This is a genomic window from Chryseobacterium phocaeense, assembly GCF_900169075.1.
Lineage (GTDB): Bacteria > Bacteroidota > Bacteroidia > Flavobacteriales > Weeksellaceae > Chryseobacterium > Chryseobacterium phocaeense.
This window is the reverse complement of record NZ_LT827015.1, coordinates 3,278,406-3,301,137: the sequence shown is the minus strand read 5'-3', so window position 1 is coordinate 3,301,137 and position 22,732 is coordinate 3,278,406. Positions and strand designations below refer to the sequence as shown.

12 protein-coding genes and 1 tRNA gene are annotated in these 22,732 nt (G+C 34.5%); 10 read left to right on the top strand and 3 right to left on the bottom strand.

All coding sequences use genetic code 11. The features are described from left to right. Positions 1–250: 250 nt before the first annotated feature. From B7E04_RS21695 to B7E04_RS21685, 3 genes are all read right to left on the bottom strand, one after another. Positions 251–1,675, bottom strand: a complete 1,425-nt coding sequence (locus tag B7E04_RS21695; RefSeq protein ID WP_080780581.1) for a tetratricopeptide repeat protein — start codon at positions 1,673–1,675, stop codon at positions 251–253. Between the two features lie 270 nt (positions 1,676–1,945). Further along, a tRNA-Gln gene (locus tag B7E04_RS21690) sits at positions 1,946–2,016 on the bottom strand. Positions 2,017–2,147: 131 nt separating this feature from the next. Then, positions 2,148–4,634, bottom strand: coding sequence for a hypothetical protein (locus B7E04_RS21685; protein WP_080780580.1), 2,487 nt, complete (start codon positions 4,632–4,634; stop codon positions 2,148–2,150). A 292-nt stretch (positions 4,635–4,926) separates the two neighbouring features. On the opposite strand from B7E04_RS21685, the gene B7E04_RS21680 reads away from it, so the two are divergent. The 10 genes from B7E04_RS21680 (at position 4,927) to B7E04_RS21635 (ending at position 22,664) form a co-directional block, all read left to right on the top strand. Continuing rightward, complete coding sequence (locus tag B7E04_RS21680) at positions 4,927–7,380, top strand: DUF5686 family protein (protein ID WP_080780772.1); 2,454 nt, start codon at positions 4,927–4,929, stop codon at positions 7,378–7,380. Positions 7,381–7,625: 245 nt separating this feature from the next. Further along, the gene (locus tag B7E04_RS21675; protein WP_080780579.1) at positions 7,626–8,951 is read left to right on the top strand and encodes a site-specific integrase; all 1,326 of its coding nucleotides are present in this window, start codon (positions 7,626–7,628) and stop codon (positions 8,949–8,951) included. Between the two features lie 511 nt (positions 8,952–9,462). After that, entirely contained in the window at positions 9,463–10,629 is a 1,167-nt protein-coding gene (locus B7E04_RS21670; protein WP_080780578.1) for an NUMOD4 domain-containing protein, read from the top strand. Between the two features lie 580 nt (positions 10,630–11,209). Next, positions 11,210–12,784, top strand: coding sequence for a T9SS type A sorting domain-containing protein (locus B7E04_RS21665; RefSeq protein WP_080780577.1), 1,575 nt, complete (start codon positions 11,210–11,212; stop codon positions 12,782–12,784). A gap of 3 nt (positions 12,785–12,787) precedes the next feature. Then, positions 12,788–16,528 (top strand): DUF5977 domain-containing protein, encoded by a 3,741-nt coding sequence (locus B7E04_RS21660; RefSeq protein ID WP_139785470.1) that lies wholly within the window; start codon positions 12,788–12,790, stop codon positions 16,526–16,528. A gap of 6 nt (positions 16,529–16,534) precedes the next feature. Beyond that, positions 16,535–20,128 (top strand): DUF6443 domain-containing protein, encoded by a 3,594-nt coding sequence (locus B7E04_RS21655; protein ID WP_165439488.1) that lies wholly within the window; start codon positions 16,535–16,537, stop codon positions 20,126–20,128. Then, entirely contained in the window at positions 20,125–20,490 is a 366-nt protein-coding gene (locus B7E04_RS22045; RefSeq protein ID WP_139785469.1) for a hypothetical protein, read from the top strand. The genes B7E04_RS21655 and B7E04_RS22045 overlap by 4 nt, the downstream gene beginning before the upstream one ends. A gap of 430 nt (positions 20,491–20,920) precedes the next feature. After that, entirely contained in the window at positions 20,921–21,808 is an 888-nt protein-coding gene (locus tag B7E04_RS21645; RefSeq protein ID WP_080780573.1) for a hypothetical protein, read from the top strand. Between the two features lie 132 nt (positions 21,809–21,940). Next, positions 21,941–22,219 carry a helix-turn-helix transcriptional regulator gene (locus B7E04_RS21640; protein ID WP_080780572.1) on the top strand — a complete coding sequence of 93 codons (279 nt, stop codon included), beginning with the start codon at positions 21,941–21,943 and terminating at the stop codon, positions 22,217–22,219. A 10-nt stretch (positions 22,220–22,229) separates the two neighbouring features. After that, complete coding sequence (locus B7E04_RS21635) at positions 22,230–22,664, top strand: hypothetical protein (protein ID WP_080780571.1); 435 nt, start codon at positions 22,230–22,232, stop codon at positions 22,662–22,664. Positions 22,665–22,732: the final 68 nt, after the last annotated feature.

The window sequence follows — 22,732 nt, the reverse complement described above, 5'->3', positions numbered from 1 at the left end:
TGATTTTATTTAAATTTTACTCATATAATTTACCGTTTAGTGTGTTAAAATTAATATATCCGATGGTTTTTTGTTAAACGTTGTTTTGTTTTTAAAGAGTGCTTTGTACAGGTTTTTGCTTTTGATTTAGTTTTAAGAAATTAATCAATTCATTTTAGTTTTTTTATTGATTAATTTAATTAATTCATATTCTGAGACATTGGAAAAAAAGAAAGGTGACCGAAATGTAGATTTATTTAAACCTGCTGTTCTATAGGTTTTTCATCCAGATATAAATGTCATCGTCTGATGCAATATTGAGTTTCTTTCTCAGTCTGTTTTTTCTGGTTTGTATGGATTGGGGCTGTACAAATGTATAGGTGGCTATTTCCTTTGATGAGAAATTAAGAAATAACAGAGCACAGAAACGCAATTCACTTTCCACCAGTTTAGGCTCAATTTGTAATAGTTTTGGAAAAAAATCAGGGTATACCTCCTGAAATCTGGTGAGGAACTCAGAATCATTGTTTTTAGCCAGCTGCACAACTTCGTCAAAAGCAGTGTTAAGCTTTTGGTTAAGCTCTTTATTTTCTTTGTTTTTTGAGTGTAAGAGTTTATTCTTACTCTTTATTCTCTCTACAGTAAATACCACAAACAAAAGTAAGCTTAAACTTCCTAGAATTATAGCATACAGTAAATACCTGTTTTTTTCCTGCAATGGTTTTTGTTTCTCCTGAACAAGAAGCTGGACCGTTTCCTTTAAATTAGCAGCCTCTGCTTCTCTCATATTCTCACTTAGTTTGGTAAATTTATTCCGGTATTCTTTTTCATCGGCAGTCTTTCCCACTTTGTCATAAGCTTCAGCAATCAGGGCATAAAGTTCCACTAATTTCCTGTTGTTTTTTGCTTTTTCAGCCAGTTCTATTCCTTTCTTATAATTGCTGATAGCAGAGTCATAGTTTTTCCTGGCGTAGTTTATTTGTCCCTGAAGCTTAAATATAATAAACTCATTATAGCCTAGATCTACCGGCAATGCTTTTCCTAATCCAACATAATATTCGGTGGAATCAACTTTTTTTTCACGAAATTTCACTCCCGCTAAATTCAGCAATGCTACTTTCAGATTGACACCAAGACAGCAGTTTTTTATTTTTTCTCCCTTGATCTCTTCTATTGCCTTTTTCCCATAATAGGTAGCCGAATCATAGCGCTTTTTCTCAGTATAATTTGTAGCCAAATCTATCAGAGCTAACGTTTTAATATACTTTCTGGTGGAATCTATTTTTACGTTTTCGGATAATTTGATGTTTTGTTTCAGTTTACTTATGGCTTCATCATACATTTTAATTCCAAAATAGTTATTACTATATAAAGTATTTGCACTAATCTGATTAAATTCGTCTGCATACACATTATCATTTTCTGATTCCATTGATTTCAAATAATGGATACTTTTTTTGTACTGATTGATCCTGTTATAAGCATAAGCAAGATTAAGACTTGATTTGGTGCAGCCCTGAGAATACCTAATAGCTTTTGATTCCTTAAGAATAGAAAGATTGGCGGTAATAAACTGCTCTGTTTTTCCCGAAATTACAAGCTGCTCTGCCTTTTTTAATTTTTCTTCAATGTTTTCAGGTGTTGTTTTTTGTTGTGCGAACAATAAAAAAGGAAAAAATAAAAGAATAATTCTCATTATAATCTGTTTATATATAATGAATCAAATATATCAAATTGTTGATAATTAAGCTATAAATTTAATTTTTTTATGAAAATTGTATTAAAAATATTAGTGTTTGCTGAAAATTATTATGTTGTAAAAAGATGCTTTTAATAGGTATGTAAACTGGTTTTAATGCGCAAAAACATAGAGAAGGTTAATTTTGCAGATAATTACACAGTTAGAAAAGGAAAATTGTGGAAATAAAAAAGGGACAAATCAAAAGAAAAGATTTGTCCCAATACGTAGACCCACAGGGATTCGAACCCCAGATGACTGAACCAAAATCAGTAGTGTTACCGCTACACCATGGGTCTGTTTTATTTTGGTGGTGCAAATTTACATAATTTTTCCTTACTCACAAGGATCTGACGTAAAAAAGTAAGCGGTTTTCTCAGTGAAACTGTCTAAAAGGCTAATTACTTTTAAGTTAAGTTTTCACTGAATTTTAAATCAGGTATTTTTTCAGCCCCTCCATAATCCCTTGCCACAGCGTATTGAAAAAACTTTTATTGGGATCACGTTCTTTGTCAACCTCTACATGGTCCGGTTCACCTTTAGAGTCATTTTTTACAAAAATATTAGCGATAGCGGTGAGCAGTTTTCTTTCCTTACCTGTATTTTTATTCATGAAATTAACATGCATATCGGTGTATTTAAAATAAAAATTTCCTCCGATTTTTTTGCTGTTCCCTTTGTAATCAAATTTCAGATAATTAATCTTTCCGTCCAGACTCACGTTGAGGTAAGGCCGTACAAACAGGTTGGCATTTTCCACAGAAAGGTCTCTGATGGTTCCATTGATTGCATAATCATCATTTTTATTCGCTACATCAAACTGCCAGTGAACGTCTGTTGCGGCATCCCCGAAAAATTTAAAATCAGAATCTACCTTGACCAGTGTAGGTTTACCCTTCATTTTCGCACTGTTTACATTCACAATTTTTGCATTGAAATGGTCAAACGTAATTTTCCCGGGAATCTGTGCCTTTTCTGCAATCTCTTCATACGTCAGTTTTGAGTTTTTTACATCAATCTGTTTTACATACAGCGGAAATTTCACATCACGAAGTTTTTTGCTGAACATATACCGGATTCCGATGTCATCAGGCGGGGCAAGATCATGGTAAATATTACAGTCTACACCGTCAAAAATAATATGATCCAGATTGATGCTGGTTTTGTCCCCGATCACAGAATTCTGATCAACAATATTGATGGATTTCACTTTAATCGTATACAAATCTTCTTCTACTGCAATCATCTTGTTGAGCCGGTCTCTGGAATATTTCGGAAGAAAAGCGAAATGGTTGATGTGGGTTGTTTTTCCGGTGTTTTTTACATCACCAATTTTCAGGTTATAGTATTTTCCTCCATCGATGTCTATGGTTTTGGCCGTAACCAAACGATCTTTTACATGAAAAGGAATCGATTCCTTCAGGATATTTCTGTTAGAGGTTACCGAATTGAGTTTCACATTAAAATTCCCGACCTTCAGTTTCCGGCTGCCGTTCTTTTCCTGGCTGAAAGTACCGTTGATAAGATTCAGGGCTCCAAGATTGACCAATAGATCCGGTGGTTGATTTTTGGTCTTGCCGGCTGTTTTCTTTTTATTGCCAGCGGCTATGATGTTGATGTCCGGAGAGTACACATTAATTTCACCAAATTTAAGCTGTAACTGCTGTCCCACAAATTTTGAAGCATTGTTCAGGATTTCTATTTTCTTGGTTTTAATGTTGAAAACGTCTTTCGTACTGCTTTTTCCAATAGCATTCAATTGTGCATCACTGATGAAAATATCCGAATTATCCGAACTGATTTTTTTAATGCTTACCGCCTGCAAAGGATCCGTCTTGAAATAAATATTTTCAAATTCAATATTGTGGGTAGAAAAAGCAAATGGTATTTTTTCTTTCACGGTATTTTTGTCAAAAACAATATCCTGCAGACCCACATGGAAGTTATCCACAGAAGCCGTTTTTGTTTTATTCTGCTGCTGAACAAGAACCGAGCCCTGCTGCAGGTCAAGATTCTTGATGCCTATTTTCAGATTGACTTCTTTAGGATTTTCCTTAACGGTTTTCTTATCCGTAGACGTTACAATCAGTTGGGGTTTGCTGAATTTTGCATTTTCTACAATAAGGGAATCTTTGTCAATGGTGAAATTTTCGGCGGTAAGTTCATTGATCTTCAGGTCAAAAATATTTTTTGCATTATACAAAGCCGGATTTTCAACAGGTTTTAAGTGGAATCCTGAAATATGAAGCTGTTTGTTTTTGGCATCGATTTTACCCGCAGAAATCCTGTAGAGCTCATTAACGGTAATCAGGACATCATGGGCATCGATTTTAAAATCTTTAAAAGCAACCGGAATTTTAGATACATCCTTGCTCTGATGAATTTCAGTAAGGTTTATATTGACATTTTTTCCTTTGAAAAGGTCCTTCTTATTATTTCCTTTAACCGAAATATTGCCATTGGTAACCAAAATGTTCTCAATGGTAAAATCTGTTTTCTTTTGTGTGGAATCTTTTTTCTTTTTGGATTTCCCGGATACGATCTGTAGATTCGGGTCAATCAGTTTCACATGGCCAACTTTGTAGGATTTATTAAAAACGGCGTTCCATATGCCGATATTTCCGATTTCCAGGGCTTTGATATTGCCGGAAATCTGGGTAATGGCAGGATCATTTTTCTGCTTTGTCATGATACTGATAGAGCGGGCTGAAATATTACCCTTCAGCAGATTAAGGTCAAAGTCTTTTAAACTGATCTGGTAAGGTGTTTTCTCATTGATTAAATCCGGGAGCTTATGTTTAAGATAAATATTCAGCAGAAATGGGAAAGCAAGTCCCAGAAGACATAATGCTCCCAAAGTGAACAGAATCATCTTTTTTCTCTTTTGTGTTTTTGGACGCTCTAATTTTTTTTTCATGTTAGTGGTGTTTTGGAAGATTAAGAGTGAATTTTGCAATGCACATCCTTTAGGTTTTTCAAATTTTATTCCATAAGTTAAAAGCCTTGATTATTTCGTATATTTAAATAAAGTTGCGCTCGGAAAAACGTTAATATCAGCGGATTTCAGGGTAGCTGTTTAAAAATGTGGTACTTAGAAATAAGATGACGGCACTTTTTTTGCCACAGTTTTTCAGGCCCGCATATTCCTGAAATATCTCTAAAACATATAAAAGAGTATCGGGTTAGCTTAATTAATGACCAAAACAAATATGAAAAAAAAATTAGTCCTGCTGTTATTATTGGGGTATATCAGCATTTTCTCACAGTCGAAAATTATGGTTAAAAGTTCTGCAAACCAGCAGCCTGTTTCCGGTGCAATCATTTCCTGCAACAACAGAGAGATTGGTAGAACAGATGGGTCAGGAGTTTTGAATTTCAGAACCAAATGCAGAAAGGTACAGGTTTCTTCACATGGATTCAATGACGAGGATGCTGTTGTCGATAAGGTGATGGAAGTTTTCCTGACCAAATCCGATCCTAATACCAAAAACATTCAGACCATTGTTCTGGAAGATAAAAGTGATCCGAGAGCATTGGAAATCCTAAGAAAAGTGAATGAAAACTATGAGCAGAATTCACCAAAAAGTTTGGAATCCTATTCGTTCAAATCTTACGAGAAGATTTCCCTGGATTTTGATGAAGACAGTATCAATGCCTATAACGCCTATATTGCTAACCGGATAGATTCGCTTAAAAGACTTCCGCAGCGCCCTATGAAAGCGGCAGAGGTCAAGGATTCTGTAGAGTCTGTGAACCTTATGAAACTTTTAGGGGAGAGTAAGATCTTTTTATGGGAAAGGGCTTCTCAAAACCTGTATTCAAAAAAATATGGCGAAAAAATCAATATTTTAGATAATAAAGTAGCCGGTATAAAAGATCCGATTTATGAACTCATGGCCTTCCGTTCCAACAAAAATCAGATTCCAAAAGAAATCCGTGAAGAAAACAGAAATCTCTATCGCTTCTTCCTTACTGATTCTATTGAAATTGAAGGACGGCAGAACTATATCATCCGTTTCAGGCAGGTAGATTATAAGCAGCCTGTAAAGCAGAGAAAATTCAATGGGTATCTGTATGTAGATAAGGAGACCTATGCCCTGAAAAAAATTGAAAGCAACAGCAAAATTAAAAGTGAAGGCAGTATTACCAGCATCTGGAAGCCGGTACAAAACAAATGGTTTCTCGTAAAAGAAAATTACAAGCTGAAAATGGGGTCAACTACTTTTGATGATGATGAAAAGAAGGATAAAGATCAGAGCAAAGAAGAAAAAGAAAAAGATAAGCAGAACCGCCAAAGATTCGGCAGCTATGCTTTTGTCACAGCAGATTATTTTGATTTCAAAACGCCCATTGAAGAAAATCCGGAAGAGTTTAAAGGCTATACCATCGGGGTGAAAAATTCGGATGGAAAGCTGATCGACCAGTACCGTACCGAAAATCTGACCGGCCGTGAAGCTGCAACGTATACTAAAATTGACAGTTTAAGCAATAAATACAAACTTAATCAAAAAGCGAAAGCGCTCGCAGGATTGCTTAAAGGGAAAATAAGGTTAGGTATGGTGGATTTTGATCTTGCCAGGATCATTGGATATAATAAATATGAACATTTCAGGTTTGGGGCTGGTGCCAAACTGAATGAGAATTTCAACAATTACATCTCTCCGGATGCATATTTTGCGTATGGTATTTACGATAAAAAGCTTAAATATGGTGCAGGAGTAGACATCCGCACCTCATTGGAAAAAAATTCTTTCTTCCGTGTTGAATATTTTAATGACGTGATGGCTGCAGGCCGTTTTTCCGAAAATTTATGGAATTTCAGAATGAAAATCATGAACGCTGGAGTGGCGATAAATAATGGAGTTTTCTATGGCTATGAAGGTTTTAAGGTGAGCTATGAAAATGATATCACCAATGGATTAACCATCAATGTTGCTGCCAAAAAAACACAGGAAGAATCGAAGTTTGACTATAATTTTAAAGGCCTCGGGAATAATTTTGACTTCACCTCATCAGTAATTACATTAAAATACTCCCCCAACTCAAAGAATATCATGACACCCGGTGGGAAGTATACCTACGAACAGAACCTTCCGGAACTCTACCTGAATTATGAGCAAGGCTATAAAACATTGGGCGGTGATTTTAATTTCAGCAGGTTTGATGCGCTTTTTGTCCATAACTTTAAGACAAAACTTGGGGTAACGGGAGTGAGATTGTACGGAGGACTGATCACAGGTGATGCGCCTGTCTGGAAGAATTTTACCATGAATGGATTGGGCAACGGAAGAGGAGGCCTGAATTTTAATCTGACTTCTTATCTGGGTTTTGCCACAATGGAAGGTGGAAGATATTACAACGATAAGTTCGTTGGTGCATATCTTACGCACAGGTTACCGTGGTATTTCAAAAGTTTCGGGAAGAACGTATCCAGCTTTGACCTGATCTACAGAGGAACCATCGGGGATATGAAAAATCCGGAATTCCACCAGTTCGAATTCAAAAAACTGGATCATTTATATAACGAAGTGGGTCTTGAATGGAACAACTTCTTATCGTCGCAGTTTAATTTAGGCTTTTTCTACAGGGTAGGCTATTACAATACACCTAAATTCAAAGATAATTTTGCGATTCAGTTTAAATTTAAACTCTTAGGATTTTAAAACAAAAACCATCCTTAAAAAAGGATGGTTTGTAGACCCACAGGGAGTGTAATTCCTTAATCAATTTAAATTCATTTTATTTTAATTTATAGTGTTTAAATATTTAAATTATTGTTATTCAGTATTTAATTTGTTTTTTTTATTCTTTACGTAGTTAAATAAAGTAAGATGTATTTAAGGTAAAAAAGCATATTATTGTCTAAAAATTGACTAAATTTGTTTTCTAAAAGATTTAAGTAGAGATTATGGCTACGGTAAAATTTATTATTCAGTCAAAGAAACAAAGTGCAGTAATCTATGTCCGCTTTTCGATAGGCAGCAATCAGGTTTATAAACGAAAAACCCGCGAAACAGTGAATCCAGAAAACTGGAATGCTAAAAAAGGCATGGTAGTGCAGAGGACGGCGTTAACCAGAGAGGCACTACAGAATCAAACTGAACAGATCAATACCTTAACAAAACTGGAATCATTTATTTTAGAACAGTATAGGAAAAGAAATGAAACTGAAATTATAGGTGGAGAATGGTTGGCTGAAATTATTGATGCTTACTATTCCGGAGGGCGCAAAATTGAAAAGCTTGATTTTATAGAAAACTATTTGGAACATTATAAGACTGATATTTTGCCCTTTAGAAAATATAAGGGAAAGCCAATTACAAAAGGAACCAGACAAAAGCATTTAACGATTGTTGATAAGTTCCAGGAATTTTTAAAGACAGAAAAAACTAGGCTTAAAGTTTCAGATTATAATATTTCTGCTGGAAACAGGTTTGTTATCTTTCTTCGGGGGCAGCATCTGAGTGATAATACAGTTGGGAAGTATTTGAAATATACCAAGACAATTTTCAAAGATGCCAAAATAGATAATATTGAGGTCCATGACCAGTTGAGCGAAATAAAAGGATTTACTGTTGATACTCCCACTCCGTATTTAAAGCCGGAAGAACTGCAAAGAATACAAGAATTATTAATAGTCAATGAAAAGCTGGAACAAACGCGTGACTGGCTGATTATTGGTTGTTATACCGGGCAAAGAGCATCGGATTTGTTTAGAATGACCCCTGAAAAAATTGTCTCGATCAATGGCAAAGAATTCATCAATTTAAGCCAAAAGAAAACCAAAACTCCTGTCTTGGTTCCTATTCATGTGGAAGTAAAGAAAATCCTTGACAAAAGGAAGGGATCTTTTCCAGCACAGTTTTCAACAAATCTGGAGAGTGCAAAGACTATTTTTAATGAGAATCTGAAAAAAATATCTAAGCTGGCAGCTATAGATCGCGCTGAATATGGAAGAGTATATGATGAGGTTGAAAAACACTATGTCTTTGGAAGCTATCCTCTCCACGATTTAATCTCATCACATATTTGTAGAAGAACCTTCGCAACCATGTATTATAGTAAGATTCCTACTGCTATTATCATGAGTGTTACAGGCCACAAGACCGAAACTGAATTTTTAGGATATATCGGAATTGATAACAGTACCCTTTCAGAGCAGATGTATTCCTATTGGCAGCAATTAGATCATAATGAAAACAAAGACGATCTAGCGATCAAAAATGTGAATTAATGATGATCGATAAGATAATCCTATAAATACATTTGGAATTTTGAACAGGAAAATTTAGATTTTTCTGCTAATATTTTAATTACACCGTATTTTTAGAGTCAATAAATATTTATGTGAATAATAAAAATGCGGTTCACACAGACACACAAGGTGAACACAAGAGCTTTAAAAGAACTGTATTAGATTTCTGTAGTAATAAAAGGCACTTCAAACCATTATAGGTAAAAAGAATCAATGAATTTACTTTAAAAATAGGGACTACGTAATTACAATCTTACCTGTTTTCCTATTCCAGAATTTTTGAAAATATAATTAATAGAATCAGTTGCTGAATTTATGCATATCTAGCGTATCTCGCTATCTGTTTGCATGTGAGAAAGCTTATAGAGCATTAAATTTATATTTGAACACTTTTAAATATTCTCAAAATCATTATATTTTGTCAATTACTTACGTCCAATATTCCATATAAATATTATATAATTTGTATACAAAAAGAAATCTTCAATTTATGAATGAACTGGAAGATCAATATTTAAAGAATGTGCTTTATAATAAATCACTTAAAAACCTTCCTGATGAAGAGTGGAAACCTATTGAAGGTTTTGAGAATTATGAAATCTCGAACTATGGGCGGGTAAAAAGATGTAAGCGTTGGTTTCAATCTCCTCTGGGGTACAGATACATGTTGGAAGAATTGATTTTACAACCACTTTTCTCTAAAAATTTCAATAATTATCTCCAAAGCTATACTTATAATTTACAATGTAAACTTTCACGAAACGGTAAAGCTCATACAAAGTCTTTAGGCCGTATTGTGTATTATCATTTTATTGAAGAATTTGATTTGGAAGATCGTACTGTCGTTATTATACCCAAGGATAATAATAGACTTCATATGCATTGTAATAATCTGGAGAAAATTTCAGTAAAAGAAGAAAGCCTTAGAATGTATCATTCAAACAGGGCTAAAAATATACACGTCATATATCTGCAACCTGTTAGCCAATATAATTTAGAAGGTGTACTAATCAATCAATTTGATAGTATTTATGCTGCCGAAAAAGAACTTGGCATTTCCTGCGAAAGAATTATAAATGTAATCAATAAAATATTTTTAACAGCCGGAGCATTTCGGTGGTTTTTGCAAAGCGATCCACCAAGTAAGGAAGAGTTTCTGATAAATGGAATAAAAGCTACATCTGGAAAGTTGTTTAATGAAGCACTCTGGAAAAACCTTGGGAGACCCAGGATTAATAAAAACAATCCACCGCCATGTATGAACCTATCTGTAGAGAATCTTCCCGGTGAATATTGGAAGCCAATCCCTATAATAGGTTTTGAAGACCAATATGTAATATCTAATAAAGGAAGAGTGAAACGACTAAGTGGATGGTCTTTCTCTGGAAAAAAAAGAATAGTGAAAGAACATATCCTCTTTCAATTTAATATCAATAGAAAAAATACTCCCTGCTATCTATATTGTGAATTGAATAATAAGGGTAAGATTATTAAAGCAATTGTAGGGCGATTACTTTATTATTGCTTTGTAGAACCTTTTGATCTCAATGATGAAACACTGATTGTAATTAATAAAAATGAGCCACTATGGGATATGGATTTTTCAAAACTTTTATTATGCAAGAGTTTTTTTACTGAGAAAAAAAGGATTAAATAATAATTTAATAGTGAATTATTATTACAAGACAATAAAGGGATTGTTCATAAAGTAGAAGGCTGCTTTAAAATATATTTCTTCTTTCTGTGAATTTAATAATTCAGTTTCAAAAATATTTTTATCTTCGCAACAATAATTTTAACGAAACAAGCGTAAGCTTCTATCAATGGTATTAGAAAACTAGGAATCTTCTTAAAAGACCAAATTTGATAGGCTTACGCCCATGTCCTATATTGGGCACGGGCGGAGTCTTTCTGGTCTTTGGGTATCCTAGTACCTCTAATACGGATTGACTTTTGCTCCGTGCCTTTCCTTATATAAAAACAGTATAAAAAATAAATATTTTGAAAATTTATCGCGTTTGCGATCATTCGCGATAAAATACGACATGCTTTGTCGCACCCCTGTAATAGCTTTGCATTACAGAAAAATAGAGTATAAACATTTAAAAAACAACACATTATGAAAACACTTTGTTTATCGGGATAAAGAGCTAGCTCTATACATAACCGTTATAATTTACGGTTTCTTATCTGAGAATCAGAATATAATCTTTAAATTCGCGCAAAAAATAACAATTATGAAAAAAAATTACTTAGGTGCACTGGTCTTGTGTGCATTTCTGGGAGTATCAGCCCAGGAAACAGAGGTAGCATGGCAACGGGATATTAAATCCGGCACTCAGGATTTCCTAAGCCAGGTCACAACAACCATAGATGGTCAGTATTTAATTACGGGAAGCAGCATCCAATCACGTAGCAGCTCTGCTACAACTTCTCCTTCTACAGGCTCAGGAGCCAAGAAACAAAATTGTGGTTATGACTTCCACCTCGTGAAGCTTAACCAGCAGGGAGAAGATGTCTGGGAAAAATATTTCTCAGGAAATAACCATGACTATCTGTCTGCCTCCGTAAACACTCAGGATGGAGGAAATCTTCTTGCAGGAACTTCATATTCAGGAAAAGGTCTGGATAAAAAGGAAGATTCCAAGGGAGGATCAGATATTTGGCTCATCAGACTAAATGAATTTGGGGATGAATTATGGCAGAAAACCTTGGGAAGCTCTTCTTCTGAGGAAGCCCGTGCCGTAGTACAGACTACAGACATGGGATTCTTTGTAGCAGGAAATGTTCAGGGCTCTACTAAAGGCTACGGATCTAAAGATGCCCTGATTATTAAACTGGATAAAGATGCAAAGGAGCTTTCTCAACTTATTTTAGGAGGAAAGGGATTAGATGAGGTAGAGAAAATGATTCCTTCTAAGGATGGAGGTGTTTTGGTTGGGATGTACTCCAGAAGTGGCCTGGGCGGATCAAAGAAAACAGACAACTATGGTGAAGGGGATTTTTGGGTCATCAAGATTTCAAAGGATAATAAGGTAGAATGGGAAAAGAACTTCGGAGGAAAAGGAGATGACCATCTAAGAACATTAGCCTTAACATCCAACGGATTTTTAATCGGTGGCGAATCCAGGTCGGAACGATCAGGGAATAAAACCATAGGAATAGAAGAAGGAACAGACCTGTGGCTAATTTCATTGAACGAAAGAGGTGAAGAAATCTGGCAAAAATCTTACAATTTCGGAAACAGAGATATTCTGATGGGAGCAAGTGTTCTGCATTCCGCAGATGATAAAACTTCAAAAGGAGTTTTGTTAGGTGGCTACACTCAGGCAGAAGGAAGGATTGAAGCAGAGGATGAAACCTTCTGGATGCTGTATTTAGATAAGGATGGTAATGAGAAGTGGAGAAAACATGTAAAAGGAGAATCCAGAAAAAGAGAAGAGAGGCTTTCAGATATTAAGCTGAACCGGGATGGATCTATTATTCTGGCCGGAACCAGCGCAGAAGAATTAGGAAAGGAAAACTGGAAGATTGTGAAACTTGGAGACAGCCAGATTAATAAGCTGATTGAAAAACAAGACATAAAAATCTATCCAAACCCGGTTTCAGATTTTGCTTATGTAGAAATCGGCTTTGAATTCAAGGAAGCTGATATTCTATTATACGACATGGGCGGAAGGCAGCTTCAGAGCTTGAAGACTAAGAATAAGGTGACGAAGATAAATAGCCAGAATTTAGTTCAGGGGGCTTATCTGGTGACGATAAAGACGGATACAAATAAAACGGCAACTGCAAAATTAATTAAGAAATAAATTATGATGAAAAGAAAGATTACATTTATAACAACCTTAATTTTATCGTTTGTTAAATTATACGCTCAAGCAGATAAAAATAGAGCCTACTATTTTAATGATTTTCCTAAAACTCCTTCAACTCAGACTTTTCAACGTTATGGTGAAATACAAAACTCAGAATATATCGGAGCAAATTCACCTTCTATTCCATTGTATAACGTGGAGGAAGGAGACATTAACATTCCTTTAAATCTAAATTATATTTCAGGCAATGGTATCAAAGTTCGTGATGAAGCTTCCCATGTAGGATTAGGTTGGGGAATTCCAATGGCAACAATAACACAGTATGTTTCCGGAGGGTTTGATGACTTCAGTGAGTACAATAAATTAAAATTAGATTTTTTATATGACAGTACTCCGCCCTTTACAAGAAATAATTTTGAAGCTTGTGAAAATTCGGCTATCCCTTCTCAGTATCTTAATCAATTGGGGTATGATAAATATACTTATTATAAGTCAATGAAAGCAATGCTTCCTATTGGAGGATATTTTAAAAATTATAACCATGGACTCACCGAGTATGATACTGCCCCCGATATTTTTATATGCAATTTATTTGGAGAGAAAATAGAATTCATAACTAAGAATTTTAAGACCAATCTCTATCCGAATTTGAGTTTCGCTCCTACATTTGAAAGCATTAATAAAAGAGGATATAAAATAGAGTATAATACATCTGATTTATTTATTATTACAAGCCCTGCAGGGATTAGATACTACTTCAGTAAAGCTGAAGAATTTGGAGTTGCTTCAATAAATTCTAATGGAACAACCACTATGTCAAATGTACAGGGAAGAAATTATGTTGTGACTAAAATCATCGATAAAAATAATAGGACAGTTACTATTAATTATAAGGAGAGCTTAGAACCGGGTTCAATACCGGCTTATGCACAGCACATGAATCTCTCATTAGCTTCTAATTACTATACACACAATGACAGCCTCTTTCCTGCCAATACTTACTATAGTGGTGCTTGTAAACCGACAAATGGATACGGAGGGGAATACAATGGCTCGTTTAACGGACCGAATTATTCAAGCGTACCCTATTTGACTTCACAAACTGTTGGAGAATACTTAATTCCAGTAGGTTTTCACTTGGGATATTATACAAAAAACGTTTTGCTGGTACAAGATATTAGCGGGGATTTTGGTACGGTAAGTTTTGAATATTCCGAAAGGGAAGACTGGTCAAAAAATAGCAAGCTTGATAAAATAGTAGTTAAAAATAATATAGCTCAAATAGCCCAAAAGATTGATTTTAATTACTCATATTTTACGGCGCAGAATACTAAAACTGTACGTTCCGAAGCCGGGAATTTAAATATTCCGGCGACCGCTTTTCCCATTACCGATGTTAATCGTTTTAACAAAAGATTAAAACTCAATGCCATTGTAATAAATGATGTTGATCACTATTCTTTTAAATATAATGCTGTGTTACTTCCGGAAAAAGACTCCTTTGCCGTTGACTATTGGGGGTATTTTAATGGAAATCTGGAAAACAAAACCCTTTTTCCAAATCCTCTGGACTTTAATTTTACGCTGAACGGAGGAACAAATGTCCCTTTAAATGATAAAAATAATAATGAAAGAAAAGCTAATCTGGAGTTTGCAAAAGCGGGGATTTTGGAAAAAATAACATATCCAACTACAGGATATGCAAAGTTTGATTACGAGCTTAATAGTGCCGACAATCTCTTTGTTAATGAGTATCCGTCAGCAATTACTAATGGTAATGGCATACGATTAAAGAAACAAATAAATTATGACTCTAACGATAATATATTAACGCAAACTATATTTGAATATGAGGGCGGTAAATCTCATAACCCATTGGATCTTTTTAAGAAAACAACCACAAGGCTTATTTCCGGAGTGAACGGTAGTTATAATAGTTTTACTACATACAATTTTACAACCCTTTCCCTTCTTGCCGTTTCAGATAATACTTCGTCTCCACTTTCAGCAGGAAATATGGTTGCTTATTCTTCTGTAACGAAGAAGGAGGTGGATAATAATAACACTTCTAAGGGGAAAACAGTAACCTATTATTATAATAATCCTGAAACTGAATATCAATTCAAAGATGATAAAGTGCCAGTATATTTCCCTAAAATTAAATCTAAGGATAATCCAGAGAATGGACTAGTAAACAGAATAAAGTTATTTGATTCTAATGATACCTTAGTTAGAGAAATTGAGAATGAATATTCAAATTCACTTTCCAGCTTATTCTATGGCTCATCACTTAATATTTATTACAGCACTGCATACACAAATGCCTGTGTAATAGCGAGTTCATGTAATAACAACGGGGTTTATCAGCCTGATCTTGTAGATAATCCAGTCACAGCATTCAGCTTTTATCCTGTTTTTTCAAAACAATCCTTGTTGAAAAAAACGCAAACAAAAGATTATTTAAATAATAAATTACTTTTAACAAAAGTAGATTATATTTATAATAATTACAATTTGTTATGGAAGACAGAGACTCTGACACCTGATTCAGATTTAATTAGTGAATCCGCCGGGCAATCCAGTTCAATGAGTAGATTTCTTCAGGCTAATATTTTATCCGACAATACAGGAACCAGTATGTTTAAGAATGGGGTCCAAATTCTTAACCGTTCAATTAAATTTGATAATCTAACTCATTTCAATCCCACTTCAGTAACTACATATAATTTAAATGATCCAAATATAAACACCCCTGTAGACGGAACTTTTGATAAATATAACTCAAAGGGCAAAATCTTGCAGTATACTACCAAAGAAGGGTCACCAGTTACAGTTATCTGGGGATATAAGCAAACCCATCCAATTGCAAAAATAGAAGGAGGAACTTATTCACAGGTTATGCAGGCTTTTGGATTAGATACTAATGATAACAATTCATACCTGCAATTAAATATCGTTAAAAAATCAGATCTGGATACAGATGAATCTACTGAATCTAGTCTAATTGCTGAATTAGATAATTTTAGAAAGAGGGTGGAGTTTAAAGATTTCAAAATTACCGTGTATACTTATGACCCTTTAATTGGAGTTAAAACAATCACTTCCCCATCTGGCTTCAGAGAATTCTATAAGTATGATGCATCCAACAGGCTTATAAGGGTATTAGATAAAGAAGGTAATATCCTCAAAGATAATAAATACAATTTTACACCAACCAAGCATTATAGTTCAATAAAGAGTGGGACTTTTACACGTAATAATTGTGGTCCCAATGCTATAGGTGGTAACTATACCTATATTGTACCAGAGGGTCAGTATACCTCGATTATCAATCAGGATGATGCAAATCAACAGGCTCAAAATGATGTTAATAGCAACGGGCAAGCAGCTGCAAATCTGTATGGTACCTGTACTACGATGAATTGCTCTGTAACTAAGGGAAGCGGGATCAACCAATTTCATTATGGATCAATTTTTCTAAATAATACAAATGAGTTCAGAGTGCAGATGGGATTCAGATATTTTAGTAATCTTCCTTGGAGCACAGGAGTTGTAGTAGGAAAGATTAGTGGAAACTGTATACCTTCAGGGCAGCGTTCCAGTAGTACTTTTGCTAATGGAGTTTGGTTGTTAACAATTGATCCTAACGGAAATATCACGGCTAAGATCAGTTCTGCATCTCCCTCTCTGGTTAACGACATGAATATGGTTTTTGACTTTACCTTCTCTATAAATTAATTAATGATGAAAAAATTATTAAGTACGCTCATTTTACTCTCTGTTATTGTACAAAGTTATGGGCAAACAGCAACAGAAAATTATATACAATCAAGAAGTTATCTTGAACCTGTAACCGCTACAAGTACAACCGCTAAACAAATTAATACGGTTCAGTATTTTGATGGTTTGGGAAGACCGAAACAAGTGGTTAATGTAAAAGCATCCCCTTTAGGAAGAGATGTAGTTAATCATTTAGAATATGATGAGTTCGGAAGGCAGGTGAAATTTTACCTTCCGGTACCACAGTCGCTGACGCAAGACGGAGAGCTTTATTCTAATCCTTTGAGTAACGCAACACAATCCGATATATATGGATCGGAAAAGATTTATTCCGAGAAAAGGTTAGAAAGTTCTCCACTAGACAAAATGCTTCAGCAGATCAATGTTGGAAATGATTGGTCTTCAAAACCTGTAAAATTCGATTATGATACAAATACAGATGGAGAAGTCAGAAAGTACTTTACCACAACTACATGGGTAGAAAACAGAACCAGCTCTATTTTGAAAGTAGCTGTGACAAATTCATCAAACGGATTTTTTATAGCTCAACAATTATATAAAAATATCACCACAGATGAAGATGGAAATATTAGAATAGAATTTAAAAATCTGGAAGGGCAGACGTTACTTAGTAGAAATGTCTTAAGCCAAACAGAAAATGCAGATACTTATTATGTTTATAATGAGCAGAACCAAATCGCATTTGTAATTCCTCCCAAGGCTTCAGATATGATCAAAAGTTTGAGTCCCGGAACTGTAGTTCCAGATGCTGTTTTAAATGAACTATGCTATCAGTATCGTTATGATAAAAGACTCAGACTCGTTGAGCGAAAACTGCCAAATAAAGGTTTAGAATCCTTTGTTTATGACAGGCAGGATAGATTAGTTGCTACACAAGATGCTAATTTAAGGGAAAAGGGGCAATGGCAGTATTCGAAGTATGATCAGTTTGGAAGAATAGCTATTGTGGGAATTAATACTGGTGGATCAAGAATTGCAGAGCAAGAAATTGCAGACGGTCTAGCGTTTAATAACGTCAATAGATTGAGCACCGCTCTTTTTGAAAGACAGGGTATGCCAGTATACTACGGAAATCCAGATAATACATATCCCAATTCTTCTAAATGGGTTACATTACTTTCTTTAAATTATTATGATTCTTACCCACCATACAGCTTTAACCCGACTTTCCCAACATCTGTTTTAGGCCAGTTATCGTCTACGGATAGCCCTACAGCAGATGTCAGCACAAATAATCTTCCAGTTATGAGTTTTATAAAGAATCTTGAAGATGACAACTGGACAAAGAACTATAACTACTATGATAAAAAAGGCCGTGGAATTGGTACTTATTCCATTAATCATCTGGGAGGTTATACCAAAACAGAATCGAAACTGGATTTTACCGGGGTAGCACAAACTATGGTTACAAAACATAAAAGGCTGGATGCGGACACCGAAAGAGTGATTACTGAAAACTTTACATATGACCATCAGAACAGGCTTCTTGTCCACAAACATAAAGTAGACAGCAATCCTGAAGAAATCCTGGTACAGAATACCTATAATGAGCTTTCTCAGATTTCTAATAAGAAACTGGGAGGTATTACAGCTTCTGCCACACTTCAAAGCATTGATTACAAATACAATATCAGGGGTTGGATGTCCCAGATCAATGATCCGGCTAACCTTAACGGAAAATTATTTGGATATACACTAAGATATACTGATCCTGTTTATTCGACAATTGCTCCCGGCAGATACAATGGAAGTATTGCTGAAATAGACTGGAATGTGTCTACTCTCAATAATCTCAAAAGATATAATTATACTTATGATAAACTTAACAGATTAACTGATGCTGAATATGCAGAGCCAGAGACTACCAACCCGCATAATAAAAATTATGACGAGCGTTTAACCTATGATGTAAACGGAAATATTGCTTCCTTAAAAAGAAATGCAGTTCCTGTTTCCGGCACAACTGCCACAACAGTGGATAACCTAACCTATCAGTATACAGGAAACAGATTGGATAAAGTAACCGAAAGTGCGCTTAATGACACCGGATATGAGGGCGGAAATAACACCATTGATTATGACCTGAATGGTAATATGATCAATATGAAAGACAAAGGAATCCAGAGTATTGTGTACAATTATCTTAACCTGCCGGATAGCTTTTCCATTATCCTTCCCGACCCATTCATGTTGGGACAGCCTTCAAGTGCCACGTTAACTTATCTTTACCGTGCCGATGGAACAAAGCTTCGTAAGAATTATTACAAGCAAGGCCGTAGAGGCGCCTCAGGCTCCACCCATATTACAGATTATCTGGATGGTTTTCAATACAGCTATTTAGAAGGCGGAGGAATATGCCTGACCTGTAAAACGGATAATGCTTTTGAAGAGCAGGCGTACACCAACGTAGCAAAAACTTTTCCTGATATTGACTTAACACCACAATGGAAGCTGGATTTTGTTCCAACAGCAGAAGGATTTTACAGTTTCACGGAAAACCGTTATATTTACCAATACAGAGATCACCTTGGAAATGCCAGGGTAAGCTTTGCAAAAAACAGCGAAGGACTTCTGGAAGTAACGGATAAGAATGACTATTACCCTTTTGGATTGAACCATATTCAGGGGATTTTCGAAGGAGCTAATCTTGGAAGTTATTATAGTTACAAGTATAATGGAAAAGAACTACAAGAAACTGGGATGTATGATTATGGGGCGAGATTTTATATGCCGGATTTGGGTAGATGGGGAGTTGTTGACAATAAAGCAGAAAAATATTTTTCATTATCTCCCTACCATTATGCGGGTAATAATCCAATAATGTATTTTGATATTGATGGTAATGAATTCACAGAAGATGCTTGGATATGGGTTAATAGATTAATTGCTGATATTAATTCTAGGCAAGCCAAAAATAATGTTAAAATAACAGATTTTGAATCTAAAATAGCTGCTGGAGGAAAAGCTGGACAAATTAAGAGATGGAAAAGCAATATAGCTGATTTAAAAGCAAATAATGCTGATTTAGAGTCAGTTAGAGGTGAAACGGCAACTATGGCAGCTTCAAATCAAATTTATGATGTAATTGAAAATGATGACTTGAGTGATTCTAGTTTTAAAACTGGAGCCTTTGGATTTAATTATAATAATGGAAAAGCTTATATGGTACTCCCAAAAAATTCTGGTCTTGCAATGTTTGCCCATGAATTAAAACATGGTTATCAATTTGAAACAGGAGAAAGCGGAAGTGTAACAAGAGATCAAGACGAAAAAGGTGTTGCTTTTTTACATGATAAGACAGATGAAGTTGTTGGTTATCAGAGAGGTAAGTTGTTTGGGCAAAATGATTCATATAGTACAGGAAGTCTACCAGATGCATATAAAAATCTTCCTACTGGTCCAATAAATACAACTAATCACCCAGAAATATCCCGAGCTATGAAACTACCACCTGCTCAACGAAAAGTAGCTTTACAAAATATAGCGAATCAAGGAAAAGCATTTCGTGTTGAGGGGCAAACCTATTATAAAAAATGAGAAAACTAATTTTTATATTATTGTGCATTTTCCTAGTTAATTGTAGTTCACAGTTAAAATTAGGAAAATATGAGAATATATGTTATTCTACGGATGCACCAAGTAATATCTTATCACTAAAAAAAAATAATGTATTTGTATTAACCTATCCGAGTTCTATCGAGAGGTTGTCAGGAATTTGGATGATTAAAAAGGACACTTTATTTTTGAGTTCCCAATATCAGAGTTCATTGAAAGGAAGTGATAGTATTGCTTATGTAGAGGAAAAAAAATTTATTTTAAAAAGAAAAAAATTAATTAATCCTCTAAATGAAAAATGTTATTTAGTTTTAAAAAATAAAACAAACTCTTCACAAAAATAGACTGCACCAAAAGTTTAGACAAATTAAACAATATTTTGACAGAAAAGAGTTCGGTATTCCACCGGGCTCTTTCCTTTTACTTCTTTTTAAACTCTTCGATCTTTGTTAATTTTTTTTTATAAGATTTAGTGTTCTAAAAAAATTCGATTATGAGATTATCTAGGTTGTTCACTTTTCGTTATATACTCTGAATGATTCCTTTTTCTTTAGTATAAAGAGCATTTCGAAAAAATAAATACTTACAAAATAAATCGATTTAGAATCTTGGATAGCACAAACTGAGTCGAGGATTGAACCGCAATCTAAAAAGGAACTAGAAAACATTAACACAGTTCAAATTATGTTAACCGGATCCAAATACTTTTGAAAACTTTTAATGCGACACAGTTTGTCGCATCAGCTATTTAATTTAGTATTCTAAAAATTAAATATGATGAATATACCATTTTATTATTCCTTCAGAGAATTTACAGATCATTATAAAGCTGACCTAAAATATTGGTTAAGAGGGAACAAGGAGAGGAATGAAATAAAATATCTTAAAATCCTTTATTCCAGGGCAGGCTTTTTAGTAGGCTACAGAGAATTTAAATTCAAAGACCCCAAATATGCTGTAATAGATATGTCATTTGGTGTTGAAGGCATTACAACAGAATATGATATTCAGAATTATGTATCTATCTGTATAGGTGTTCTTGAAAGCAATTTTAGGAAAAAGTTCAATTTATGTAATGATAATCGGCTGGTAGAGTTTATTTACGATTTTGAAGATGATTTTATTAATTTTGTTCGGCATGAAAGGTTTTATTTTAATAATACCATTTATCAGCTGCTTCCATTCTTTAAGATAGGTAAGGAGATAGTAGAAGCAAGAGTTGTGTATGACGATAATAATGAACCTGTCAAAGATGGTGAAGGAAATACGATGTTTGAAGAAGGAAGATTTAAAATGGGTGTTATACTCTTTGATTACGATCAATACTTTGCTTTTTTAAATGAAATGAAACTCATCAATACATTTATTTTAGAAAAGATCACTCCTGAAATTAAGGAAGAAGCAGAGATGAAAAGTAACCTGACAATTCCTGAAAAAATAGCTCTTCTGGAGCACTTGGGCATGTTTGCCAAACTTGTTAAGGATGGAGTAAGCTCCGAAAATGAATATAAAATTATTTATAATCTGATTGGAGGAAGCTATACCAATGTAAAAAAATACTGTCTTAACAGAAGGAGCAATAATAAATCTTCCAAAGATTATCAGATAACCGAAAAACATAGAATGAAGATCAAAAATTTCTATAACTCAAAGAGCTACTGAAGCTATATTCTGAAATTATATTAATCCATCTACTACCGCAACACTACCTCAGATCTACCCCTATCAAGTAAAATACAGTAAGCATAATTTTAATCTTTGTATTGTGAAACAGCGATAAAAAATCACAATACAATGGAACAAATTAATTTTATCGGAGTAGAACCCGAAAACTTCATCAATGAAATCGTAAGTAAAGTAAAAGAATCCTTACTTACTGATTTGGAGAAAACCTTCAAAGAAAATGAACCCAAACGCTATCTCTCTGCTGATGAAGTATGTGAGCGTTTTGGTGTGTCTAAACCTACTATTCATGAGTGGCGTAAGCGTGGAATTCTGAAACCCCATAAACTCGGCTCCAGAGTTTACTATAGACTGGATGAGATAGAAAATGCAATGATTGTTAATGATTAAATTTTCTCTCATGCCATACTTAACAAAGAATCGCTATCAAACTATTATCTATAGTCTTGATGAGGTTAAAAAGACCTTCAGGCAATATAGAAGAAAAGATCTGAACTCAACCAGAAAAGATCATTTCCTGCCAGAATTGCTGCGCATTGAAAAGAATAATGGTTACAATACCTTTAGTGGCTTCAATAACCTTTTGAGGCTGCGGGATGCCTCCAGCTGGTCTGTCTGTACACGCCTGGGATTAAGACCTACCGGAGTAGGTAATTTCTATTGTACAGATGTAATTATAGAAGAGAGAAAACTTTTATGTATTGTCTATTATTCTAAAGATAATCAGTTTATTGAACTCAGTATTTTTCCTGAATTTTATCCGTGTGAGAAATCCGTTTTTAAGGAAAAGATAATACGGATTGTTCAAAGTGTAGCCCATAAAAAAGGGATATAAGAAGATATTATATGCCTTTTCGTTATTCAAACCTGACAAAGGTTTAACCTTTTGTCTTTACAAGGAAA